Source organism: Amycolatopsis sp. NPDC104775 (assembly GCF_055583325.1).
In genome coordinates this window covers 548794-559591 of the sequence record NZ_JBVJOE010000003.1, presented here as the reverse complement: position 1 = coordinate 559591, position 10798 = coordinate 548794, and the positions used below count along the sequence as shown (strand labels likewise).

11 protein-coding genes are annotated in these 10798 nt (G+C 69.8%); 4 read left to right on the top strand and 7 right to left on the bottom strand.

What is annotated here, in order from left to right; translation table 11 throughout:
- Window positions 1-300: 300 nt before the first annotated feature.
- Window positions 301-1290, bottom strand: coding sequence for an ATP-grasp domain-containing protein (locus tag ACZ63D_RS16735; RefSeq protein ID WP_465355188.1), 990 nt, complete (start codon window positions 1288-1290; stop codon window positions 301-303).
- Between the two features lie 249 nt (window positions 1291-1539).
- Here ACZ63D_RS16735 and ACZ63D_RS16730 point away from each other — a divergent pair, with 249 nt between their 5' ends.
- A complete protein-coding gene (locus ACZ63D_RS16730; protein ID WP_465355187.1) occupies window positions 1540-1749 on the top strand; it encodes a hypothetical protein in 210 nt (69 codons plus the stop codon).
- A 566-nt stretch (window positions 1750-2315) separates the two neighbouring features.
- Here ACZ63D_RS16730 and ACZ63D_RS16725 read toward each other — a convergent pair.
- From ACZ63D_RS16725 to ACZ63D_RS16700, 6 genes are read right to left on the bottom strand one after another with little or no spacing between them, the layout of a single operon-like run.
- Window positions 2316-3089, bottom strand: coding sequence for an SDR family oxidoreductase (locus ACZ63D_RS16725; RefSeq protein ID WP_465355186.1), 774 nt, complete (start codon window positions 3087-3089; stop codon window positions 2316-2318).
- Window positions 3089-3745 carry a thioesterase II family protein gene (locus ACZ63D_RS16720; protein WP_465355185.1) on the bottom strand — a complete coding sequence of 219 codons (657 nt, stop codon included), beginning with the start codon at window positions 3743-3745 and terminating at the stop codon, window positions 3089-3091. Before ACZ63D_RS16720 ends, ACZ63D_RS16725 begins: the two co-directional genes overlap by 1 nt.
- On the bottom strand, window positions 3742-5493 hold the full coding sequence (gene asnB, locus ACZ63D_RS16715; RefSeq protein ID WP_465355184.1) for an asparagine synthase (glutamine-hydrolyzing): 1752 nt from the start codon (window positions 5491-5493) through the stop codon (window positions 3742-3744). The genes ACZ63D_RS16720 and asnB overlap by 4 nt, the downstream gene beginning before the upstream one ends.
- A 5-nt stretch (window positions 5494-5498) precedes the next feature.
- Window positions 5499-7151 (bottom strand): non-ribosomal peptide synthetase, encoded by a 1653-nt coding sequence (locus ACZ63D_RS16710; RefSeq protein ID WP_465355183.1) that lies wholly within the window; start codon window positions 7149-7151, stop codon window positions 5499-5501.
- Window positions 7152-7169: 18 nt separating this feature from the next.
- Complete coding sequence (locus ACZ63D_RS16705; protein WP_465355182.1) at window positions 7170-7988, bottom strand: fumarylacetoacetate hydrolase family protein; 819 nt, start codon at window positions 7986-7988, stop codon at window positions 7170-7172.
- Window positions 7985-9037: a beta/alpha barrel domain-containing protein gene (locus tag ACZ63D_RS16700; protein WP_465355181.1), complete on the bottom strand. Its 1053-nt coding sequence runs from the start codon at window positions 9035-9037 to the stop codon at window positions 7985-7987. The genes ACZ63D_RS16705 and ACZ63D_RS16700 overlap by 4 nt, the downstream gene beginning before the upstream one ends.
- 322 nt (window positions 9038-9359) lie before the next feature.
- Between ACZ63D_RS16700 and ACZ63D_RS16695 the strand changes: the two genes are divergently transcribed.
- From ACZ63D_RS16695 to ACZ63D_RS16685, 3 genes are read left to right on the top strand one after another with little or no spacing between them, the layout of a single operon-like run.
- Window positions 9360-9554, top strand: a complete 195-nt coding sequence (locus ACZ63D_RS16695) for a hypothetical protein (RefSeq protein ID WP_465355180.1) — start codon at window positions 9360-9362, stop codon at window positions 9552-9554.
- A 39-nt stretch (window positions 9555-9593) separates the two neighbouring features.
- Window positions 9594-9947: a response regulator transcription factor gene (locus ACZ63D_RS16690; protein ID WP_465355179.1), complete on the top strand. Its 354-nt coding sequence runs from the start codon at window positions 9594-9596 to the stop codon at window positions 9945-9947.
- A 28-nt stretch (window positions 9948-9975) separates the two neighbouring features.
- Window positions 9976-10626 (top strand): LmbU family transcriptional regulator, encoded by a 651-nt coding sequence (locus ACZ63D_RS16685; protein ID WP_465355178.1) that lies wholly within the window; start codon window positions 9976-9978, stop codon window positions 10624-10626.
- Window positions 10627-10798 lie beyond the last annotated feature (172 nt).

Below are 10798 nucleotides of genomic sequence, written 5' to 3'. Positions count from 1 at the left end.
CGACGTCCCGGTCGAGCTCTGCAGCGCCGTCGCGATCAGCGGGGCGAATCCACCCCCCCCCACCCCCCCCCCCCCCTACTCCCCCCCCCCCCCCCCCCCCCCCCCCCCCCCCGCCGTGTGGGGGCTTCGGATCGGGGTGCAGGGCGGGGGCTGGGTGCCTGGGGTCAGTTGGGTGAGTGGGTGCCTGTTGGGTGGTGTTGCTGGGGCCGTGAAGGTGCGCCTCGCGGTGGGGCGGGCCGTGAGGGGAACCCTGGGGGAATCAGGGGGAGTGGGGGTTCCCCTCACGGAACTGGCGGGGCGCTACTCCGGTCGGGGTGAGGTCAGGTTGGCCAGTGCGGCTTCGGCGGAAATGCCTTCGGCGGGCGGCTCGGTGGCGGGCGCGGTGGCGGGGACGGCGGCGAACCAGCGGGGGCGCGGGGGGTCCAGCGGGGCGCCTGCCAGTGCGCGGAAGAGTTCGGTGCGGACGTCGAAGCCGGTCGCGGTTTCCAGCAGGTCCGCGGTGCGGTGGACGTTGAAGCCCGGCGTCGCGCGGATGAGGTGCGGTTCGCCGCCGGCCAGGACGACGTGGGTGTGGACGGGGCCGAATTCGTAGTCGAGCAGGTCGAGCATGCCGGTGACGGCGGCGCGGACTTGGCGTTCGTCGGGGTCCGGCAGGGTGGCGGGGTAGACGTAGTGGTGCGGGCGCTGTTCGGTGATGGCGACGACGCGGTGCATGCCGTTGACGGTCAGGGTCGTGACGACCAGGTCAGTGCCGGTGATCAGTTCCGCCGCGGTCACCGGGCCGGAGGGGTGGTCCTGGATCCACTGGGCCAGTGCGTCCGGCGTGGTGATGACGTCGGTGTCGTCGATGATGACGGCGCCGCCCAGTTCGGTGACCGCGGCGGGCAGTTCCTCGGCGGTTTCTACGGTGCGTTCCCTGGCTGCCGCGCGCGAACTTTCGGTCAGGGCCTGGTGGAAGGCGCGGGGGTCGGCGAGCAGGCGCGGGGCCGAGGCTGGGCGGCCGTCGGCGTCCAGGACGTGTGTGAAGCCGTGCAGCTCCGTCAAGCGGGCGACGGCGGTGGCGGTGTCTTCGCCGTCGGCGGGGTGGAAGACGCGTTTGTCCGGGAGGGGGAGCGCGTCGGCCGGGTTCGCGAGTGCGCTGACGTCCAGGCCGGAGCGGACGGCCTCGCGCACCAGCGAGGCGTCCGGGAAGACCAGCAGCAGCCGCACCGTGGCGTCCGGTTCGAGCTGATTCACCGGGTGCCGCGCGGGAGCCGCGCTGTCGATCTCCTCGGTGTTCCGCCGCCCCATGATGTGTTCCCTCGATTCGATGACGATGACGTCGTGTGTGTGGTCGGACCGGACGGCGAGAGAGCTGCGGGATCGCCGCCGGCGGGTTCCTCGCGTGGTCGCTGGACCCCATCAGAGCACATCCGGCCTTGGCGTGATGCTCACGTTTCGCCGGCGCCCTCGGCCTGAGGTATCCGCGAAGGATCTCCCGGGGAACTGCCGGACCCATGATGAATTCATCACCGAAGACGGTACGAGCAAGGGGCGAAGATGATCAAGGCGAACGGTGTGACGGGGAACCTTCGGCGGCTCGCGGCGGCGGCCGGATTCGCGGTGCTGATCGGTTTCGGCGCGACGGCGACGGCGACCGAAGCGAATGCGGCGCCGGTGGGCCATTCGGTCACGGTGGGGGAGGGGATCGGCGCTGATTCGGGCGAGGGGCCCAACCCGTGCCCGCCCAGCGAATGCACCGAGAAGTGACGATTTCACGGGGGTGTATCAGGCCTTCGTCGCGGGGTACTGCGGTGGTGGGCCGGAGGTGGGTGCGGTGCGGCGGGAGTCGGCGTGGTGGGCGGGTTTGTTGTGGTTGTTTCGGGGCTCGCGGGGTGTGCGCCAGGGCTTCGTAGCGGCGCATTACAGTGCGGTGAAGCCTGACGCGGTTGCGGGGCAGGGGAAGCCGCCTCATCGGACGGGTTTGTTGCGGTGGGGTGGCGGCTGTTCCGGGGCGGGATTTCGCGGGGTGCGCACCAAGCCTCCGTCGCCACGTCATGCGGTGCCGGTGAAGCTCGAAGCGGGTGCGGTGTGCGGGAAGTTTCCTCATCGGGCGGGTTCGTTTTGGCTGGGCATCGGCTGTTTCATGGCGTGAGTTCACAGGGGGCGCACCAGATCCCCGTCGCAGCGTGATGCGGTACCGGTGAGGTTGGCGGGGGTGCTGCGTAACTGGACGACGGGGGTGGCTCGGCGGGCATGTTCGGGCGCGGTGAGTTCTGCGCGGCGCGGCGTGCGGGCTTGCGTCGGCCAGGCATCGGCTGTCCCGGGGCGGGAATTCACAGGCTGCGCACCAGGCCGCCGTCGCAGCGCAGTGCGGTGCCGGTGATGTACGAGGCCGGTGCGCTGCACAAGAAGGCGGCGGCCGCGGCGAATTCGGCTGGTTCGCCGTAGCGGCGGGCGGGAATCGTGGCTGCTGAGGCGTGTTCGACTTCGGCGGTGGTGCGTCCGGTGCATTCCGCGGTCGCCGCGTCCACTGCGGCTAGGCGGGCGGTCTTGATTCGGCCGGGCAGCAGGAGATTCACGGTGATTCCATCACCGGCTACCTCTTCCGCCAGCGTTTTGAGGTAACCGGCGAGTGCGGCGCGGCCCAGGTTGGACAGGGCGAGGTGCGGCAGCGGGGCGGCGACGCCGCTCGAGCCGATCGCGAGGATCCGGCCCCAGCCGTTGGCGCGCATGGCGGGGAGCGCCTGGGTGACCAGTCGGATGTGCTGGCGTACCAGGCTGTTCAAGGCGACCTCGACGCTGTCGGCGTCGAGGTCGGCCGCGGCGGCTGGGGTCGGGCCGGGGCCGTTCAGCACGAGAATGTCGGGCGGGCCGAAGGCTTTTGCCGTGGCGGCCAGCAGTTCGGCCGGTCCGTTTTCCGCGAGCAGGTCCGCTTCTACGCCGACGGCGCTGGGCAGGGTCGCGGCGATCTCTCGGGCGCGGTCGCCTCGTCGGCCGCAGATCACTGTGTTCGCGCCTTCTGCGGCGAGGGCGCGGGCGGTCGCTTCGCCGAGACCGGCCGTAGACGCGCAGACGAGTGCGGTGCGGGCGGTGAGACCGAGGTCCATCAGGCGCCTTTCGAGAGTCTTTGGGGCAGCAGGGGTTCCGTGCGCAGCCAGTCGGCGAATCCGGTGGTGCGGACCAGGTCCGAGTGCCCGCCCGGGAATTCGCGGACGCTGGTCTCGCCCGAGGTTACGTGGTGCCACGCACGGAGGCCGGGCAGGGACGTCAGCGGATCGTACTCTCCCCGCGCGGCGAGCACGGGACAGTCCAACCGGGAATATTCCGTCGGAAGGAATTCCTGGAGCAGGCGCAAATCCTGGGTCGCGGTGTCCAGGACGACCTCGGTCCATTCGGGCGAGCTGGCGAATTCGATGGTGTCCAGATAGGCCGCGAGGGCGGCGCGGTCGGTGGTGAGTTCCGGGGGTGCTTGCGCCAGATTCGGTGCGTTCGCGCCGGAGACGACCAGTGTGCTGGCGCCGAGCTGTGCTGCTACGGCGAAAGCCAGGTAGGCGCCGAAACTGTGTCCGGCCAGGATGGATTCGGTCTGCACCTGGTCCGCGCACGAATCGACCAGTTCGCGAAACGAGCCCGCGCACTGGCCGAAGTCGCGGCCGAAGCGGCCGGGATAGCGGACCAGGTGGGTGTCCGGCGAGCGCAGAAGTTCGCGGAATTCGGCGCCGAACGAGCCCGCGCCGGGGAAACAGAACACAGCGGGGTTCACAGCGTGAGCCCCAGTTCGTCCATGATCAGGGCGATGCTGATCGCGCCGAGGCGGAAGTCCCATTTGCCCGGGTGAGCGGAATTCAGGCAGTGCGCCGAGAACGCGCCGCTGTCCGCGACGAGGTCCCGCCATCCGCGCCAGGTTTGAGGGTCCACAGTGGACTGCAGGTCGTAGGCGGTGAAGCCGTGTTTTCCCCGGCGCAGCACGGAATCCGGGACAATGCCCTGGTAGGCCGAGCGGAGGCAGGCTTTGCCTTCGAAGTCGACCACCTTGGCGTCGTCCGCGGTCCGCAGGGCGAGGTCGACGACGGGATTGCCGAGGAACGGGTAGCGGCCTTCGACGGAGTTGCGCATCGTCATCGCGTCGCCGTGGTCGCCGAGGAGGTGGCCGGACAGCTGCACGTAGACGTCGGCGATCGAGCGCAGTTGCATCGGGGTGAGCTGCTTGACCTCGGCGTCGGTGAACGGAAGCAGCCTGGTTCGCCAGAATTCGTTTCCCTCGGCGGTCGCGCGCGGGGTGAGGTATTCGGCGCGCCGCTGTTCGACGGCCCGCCAGTCGACTTCCCAGCTGAAGTCCGCGCGGCCCCAAGCTTGTTCGTTCTCGGCGCGGGCGGCGGGCCGGGCGCGGGCGGCGCTGTCGAAGGCGTAGGAGTCGTAGCCGAAGAACAGTTCGTCCGCGCCTTCGCCGGAGACGACGCCTTTGATCCCGGACGATCGGACGTGCGCGGCCAGCATCATGGCGGCCACGTTGTAGGTTTCCCGCTGGGGATGACAGCAGTGCCGGACCATGTCCTCGAACATCGCGGCGATGTCGTGGGGGCGGCAGCGGATCTGCTCGTGTTTGCTCCCGGCCACGGCGGCGGCTTCGTCCTGGAACCGGCGTTCGTCCAGTTCGAGGTCGTCGAAGACCACCGAGAAGGTGCGGACCGGGTGGTCGAGGAGGGCGGCCGATTCCAGGGTGATCGCGGTCGAGTCGAAGCCGCCGCTGAGGTAGGCGCCGATTTCGGTCTCGGCGGTGAGCCGGGCGCGGACCGACTCGCGCAGGCTGTCCCTCAGCTCGGCATCGGACACCGGGCCGGGCTCGAATTCGCCGTAACGCCAGTAGCGCAGGGTTTCCTGGCGATCGGCGGTGAACCGGATCGCGCAGCCGGGCGGTACCGCGCGCACGCCGTCGACCAGGGTGCGCGGGGCGACGATGTTGCCCAGCGCGAGGTATTGGTCGACGGCGCCGAGATCCAGCTTCCAGCCGCGGCCTGCTGAGCGGACGAGCGGGGTGATCTCCGAACTGAAATGCACGGTCGAGCCGGCTGCCGTGTAGTGGAGCGGGCAGATGCCGAACCGGTCGCGGGCCAGGTACAAGGTGTTTTCGGCCTGGTCGAGGATGACGCTCGCGAACTGGCCGTCGACCATCGCCAGGCCGTCGATGCCGTACTGGGCGACGAGTTCCGGGAGCACCGCCACGTCGATCGCGTTGCCGCGCCGGTCTTCGCCCAGTTTCGCGCGGAGTTCGCGGGCGTTGTAGACCTCGCCGTTGGTCATCGCCACGTAGCGGCCGTGCCTGTCTTCGGCCGGCTGCCAGCCGTCGGCCAGTCCGGTCATGCCCAGGCGGCCGAGCTTGGCCGACAGCGTTTCCGTGTCCAGGGAATAGGTTTCGTCGGGCCCGCGGTGGACGAGCCGGCGGTGCATGGCCGCCGCGACACCGCGGTCGAGCCGTCCGTCCGGGGCGAAAGTGCCGCACACGCCGCACATCCCGCTCACACCCCCCGGCCGGACAGCCCGCCGACCAGCTCTTCGAGGTTTTCCGCGCGCAGGACGTCCCGCACGCCGACGTCTGTCCAGCCGAGCTGCTTCAGTTTGGCGAGCAGGACCACCGCCGAGGCCGAATCGCCGCCGATGGCGAAGAAGTTGTCGCCGAGACCGGCGTCGCCGACTCCGGTGAGCTTCCGGACCAGGCTGAGGACAGCATCGGCGGGCTTCTCGCTCGGGCCGGTTTCCCTGTGCCGGCCGGTGCGCAGCGCGTCGTGGTCGACCTTGCCGTTCGCGGTGTAGGGCAATTTGTCGACCTGCTGGATCACCGACGGGACCTTGTAGGGATCCAAGGCGGCTTCCAGCTGGGCCCGCACTTCGCGCACGGTAGCGGCACCGGCGTAGTAGCAGACCAGTGCGTCGGATTCGGCTGTGCCGTCGTGGGATTCGGCGGTCACCACCGCTTCCAGGACGTCGGCGAGGCGGCAGGCCGCGCTCTCGATTTCGCCGGGGTCCAGGCGGTATCCGCGGACCTTGAGTTGGCGGTCCAGGCGCTCCACGTAGTAGATCCGGCCGTCGCGCTTTTCGACGAGGTCGCCGGTGCGGTAGCCGTTCCCGAACGGCTGCAGGCCGTCCGCGGTCAGGTATCCGGCGGCGACGCACTCGCCGGTCAGGACGAGTTCGCCCCGGTTCGGCGAGGAGTCCCCGGGGAGCGGGTCGATGCGGTAGTCGCCTTCGCCGATCAGCTCGCCGAGCGGCACGGCCTCGGCGCAGTCCTGCGGGGAAAGCGGGGCGGTGAGGAAGTTGCAGATGGTCGTTTCGGTGGTCCCGTAGGCGTTGTGGAACTCGGCCACGGCGGACCACTTCCGCAGCACCGCCGGACGGCACGCGCCGCCGCCGTTCAGCACGTGCCGCAGGGACATCGCGGGGGACGGCTCGGTCGCGGTCAGTGCGAACGGGGTCGTTTTGAGGTGAGTGACGCGGAAGCCGGTCAGGGTCGCCTGCAGGGCCGGGCCGGGGCTCAGCCGGGACTCGTCCAGGACGATCAGGCAGGCGCCCGCGGTCAGGGTCCAGAGGATCTCGGTGACGCAGCCGTCGAAGGTCAGCCGGGCGAACTGGAGCGTGCGCGAATCGGGCTGTACCGACAGGCGGTGCACGTGGTCCCGGATGACCCGGGCCAGCGGGGCCGCGCGGACCAGCACGCACTTGGGTTCGCCGGTCGAGCCCGAGGTGTGGATGGCGTAGGCGAGCCCGCCCGGCCGCTCCGCGGCGCTTCGGCGCAGTCCGCTGCGCCATTCGGCGGGCGGCTCGGCGAGCACGGGCCGCGGAGACTCGGGCGAGGTATGCGCGAGGAGGGTGATCCCCAGCGACGAGACCTTGGCGCGGTTCGACGCCTCGCTGTCCCGGGCGTCGAGGAACACGAAGGGACGCCCGGCGGTCAGCGCGCCGGCCATCGCGACGATCGAGCCCGCCGACCGGACCGCCTCGATCCCGACGAAATCGCCCGGTTCGGTGCGTGCGCGCAGCTGCTCGGCGAATTCCGCGACGTGCGCGCCGAATTGCCGGTAGCTGAGCATCCCGGCACCGGTTTCGAGGGCAGCGCGGTCCGGGTGGCTCCGAATGGCGTTCTCGAGGTCGGCTGCGACCGAAAACTGATTCATGGAAAAGTACCTCGCCCTTTAAACCACGGTGTGCGAGAGCGTGCCGACGCCCTCGACGACGGATCGGATCGAATCTCCGGGACTGAGCACCGCGGCTCCCGGAGTGCCGGTGCAGATGACAGTTCCGGGGCGGAGCGTGCGGCCCGCCGAGAAATACTCGACCAGATATCCCAGGTCGTATTTCATCGCGGAGGTGTGCGCGGTGGCGACGACCTCGCCGTTGCGCACCGTCGACACCCGGATCTCCGCGAGCGCCGCGTCGTCGAACTCGTCGAGGGTCACCAGCTGCGGGCCGATGCTGCAGAAGGTGTCGAAACCCTTGGCCCACGGGATGTAGCGCGGGTTCTCGCGGATGACGTCCTCGGCGGTCAGGTCCAGCACGGCGGTGACCCCGGCGATCGCGGACCGCCATTCGGCGCGCGGCACGTTCTTGCACTCGGCTCCCACGACCAGGCCGAGTTCGGCTTCGGCGGTGACCCGTTTGGTCTGCGTGGGCAGCTCGATCCGGCCGCCGTTGCCGATCAGGCAGCTGTTCGGACGCAGGTAGGAACCCGGTCCGGAGACGGGCTGGGCGGTGTTGAGGTCGTCGGAGTGGCCCCGGTAGTTCAGGCCCGCGCCCCAGATGTCGCCGGTTTCGACGATGGTCGCGGCGGCATCGAGATCGACGCTGGCGGAACCGTTCAATTGCGCGGCGAGTTCCGGCAGCCGGGACTCGGCGAGCAGGTCGGCGATGCGGGTTCCGGCCGGGTAGCCGAGGTCGGCCAGGTCGGTCCAGGTTCCCGCTTGGGCGGCGAAGATCCGGTGCCCGTCCGGGGACGGAAAGCGCGCGAGCCTCATCGCGCACCTCCGGAAACTGTGGCCAGCAGCGGGTTTTCCACGGTCTGGGCGAGCAGTTCGGCCGCGGCGCGCAGATCGCCCTTGCCGACGGCGTGCGGGGCCAGCCGGGTCGCGGTCTCCATCACCTCGGCCGGGTCGAGGCCGTGGTCCGCGCAGAGCTGTTCGATCAGCGGGAAGAATCCGGAGTGGATGCCGATGACCCCGCCCAGCACCTGCAGGTTCCGGTTCTCCGGCGGCCCGGTCAGCCCGCTGCGGCAGAACTGCGAGAGGCGGGCCAGGTCGCGGTAGGCGTACTGGTCGGAGCCGCTGCGGCTCAGGATCCCGGCCAGCGATTCGGTTTCCGCGTTGCCCGCGCCGCGGCCGAGCCCGGCGAGCGTGCCGTCGACCAGGTTCGCGCCCGCCTCCAGCGCGGCGAGGCTGTTGGCGTTCGCCAGGCCGAGGTTGTCGTGGCCGTGGAAGCCGGCGACCGGGTTGCACTGCCGGACCGCGGCCACGTAAGCGCCGACGTCGTGCGGGAGCATCGATCCGTAGGAGTCCACGACGTACAGCCCGGCGAGGTCGTCCGGGATGCCGTCGAGCAGGGCGGGGATCCGTTCCGGCGGGGTGGCGCTGGACTTCATCAGGTTGAGGTAGACCTCGCCGCAGATCTCGGCGGCGGCTTTCAGGTAGCCCAGGTGCGCGCGGACCTGGTCGGCGGCCAAGCCGATCCGCACGAACGACATGCCGCGGCGGCAGAGGTCCTCGAGCGTCTCGAGCCGGCTGAACTCGGGCTGCGCGAACATGCCCCAGGACGAGGCGGTCAGTTCCGCCCCGGCGAGCGCGCACCAGCGGCGGGGGCTGATATTGCACGGCGGAAGCCCGGCGAGTTCGGCCTCGAAACCGATGCCGTGCCCGATTTCGATCTTCTCCACCGGCGTGGCGTCGAGTTCGCCGAGCAGGGTCGTGACGAATTTCTCGTCGAGCTGGAAATCGACGACGTAGGAACCCTCGCGCAAGGTCGTGTCGAGCACCTCGATCGGCAATGGCGAGAAAAACGGTGCAGCGGGCATGGAGCGTTCTCCTTCGTTCTCGGAATAGGGCAAAGGAGCCTCGAATCAGGTATTCGCCGCCGAAATTCGAGTGCGTCGTTCAGGAGATATCGAGGAAGTTCGGCCGAGCGTAATCCGGTTTCGCCGGGACCCGCAAGACAGCGCGCGGCGGTCGACGTCTCGCCGGCGGGACGCGCGGCCGCCTCGCAGTGGTGTCCGAAATGTCCGCTATGTCACTGATACCTCGGGGCGGCGAGCCCGAGGTATCGCAGCCGGATGTCCCAGGAAACTCCGCCGTCCACGATAGGTGTCAAGCAGAACGACGGGTTCGAGGAGAGACAGCATGAGCGCAGTGAACGGGGACCAGGCCGCCACCACCCGGCAGCGGGCGGCGCGGATGTTCCTGGCGGCGATCGCGGCCGGACTGGTCGGCTTGGGCGGCTACTGCGCGGTCGACGAGCCGGCCCCGCACAACGCGGTCGTGGCCGCTTCCTGGGACAAGCCGGGCACGGAGTCGGGCGAGGGCCCGAACCACTGACCCCTGGCCGACTTCCCGACGCCGATGAGGAGTGAGCACGTGACCGTGACAGCCGACCGGATCCCCGGCCTTCCCGCGCGGGGCGCGCCCGGCGAATCGACGGTGTGCGACCACTGCCGCGTCCGCCGGGTCAACGGGCCGCTGTCGCCGCGACGGCTGCCGAAGATCGACGCGGAAATCCTGGAAGCGGTCGCGACCGGGGCGTCGAGCATGCAGATCGCCGGACGGCTGCACCTCAGCCGGCAGGCGGTGGATTACCACGTCAAAGGCATGCAACGGCGGCTCAACGCCGTGAACCGGGCGGAGCTGGTGTCGAAGGCATACGCGTCCGGAGTGCTCGAGGCGGGCGACTGGCCGCCGCGAGTGCCGCGGTCCTTCCTCGGGGACGCGTGAAACTTCCGGAACGGAAAGGTCGAGCACAATGGGAACTACCGTCACGTTGCCCCGCCAGGGTTTGCACGCGCCTCGGCGGCCTGCGGAGGCTGGGCAGGTGCTGCTGTCTCGGGTCGGGTTGAAGCTTCCGGCCACGGTCACTTATGAAGGGTGGGCGCGGGCTGGGGTGCAGATCGCCCGGGTCGCGGATTCCAGTGCTTGGTGCCTGGGGGACTGGCTGATCTGCGGGCAGAGCAAGTATCGCGATCGGTATCGGCTCGCGATCGCTGAGGCTGGGCTGGATTATCAGACTTTGCGGAATTACGCGTGGGTGGCTCGGCGGTTCGAGCTTCCTCGGCGGCGGGAGCGGTTGAGTTTTCAGCATCATGCCGAGGTGGCTTCGTTGCCGGATGCCGAGCAGGACCGGTGGCTGGACGAGGCTGAGCGGTTGCGGTGGTCGCGGAATCAGTTGCGGGAGAGTATTCGGCGGGCTCGGACTGGGGGGCGGGTTCGGCCTGGGCCGGTGGTGTTGCCGAGGGTCAGTGCGCCTCGGGAGCAGGTGCGGAGGTGGCAGGTTGCGGCTGAGCGGGAGGGGGTGGGGTTTGAGAAGTGGATTATGGCTGCGCTGGACAGTGCGGCTGGTGGGGTGTTGGGGCGGGTTTCTGGTGGGGAGTTGGTGGGGGTGTTTGGGGAGGGGTGAGGTCTGGCGGCTCGTCGCCCTGGGGGGGCGACATTGCGCCGGGGTGGTTGCGTGGGGCACCCCGAAGCCCGAGTGTGCTGACGGTTCGGGGGTGCTTGTCAAGGCGGGAAAGATGCCTTGACAAACACCCCCCAACCCCAAGGAGGACCCGTAGCGGGGTGCAGGGAGGGGG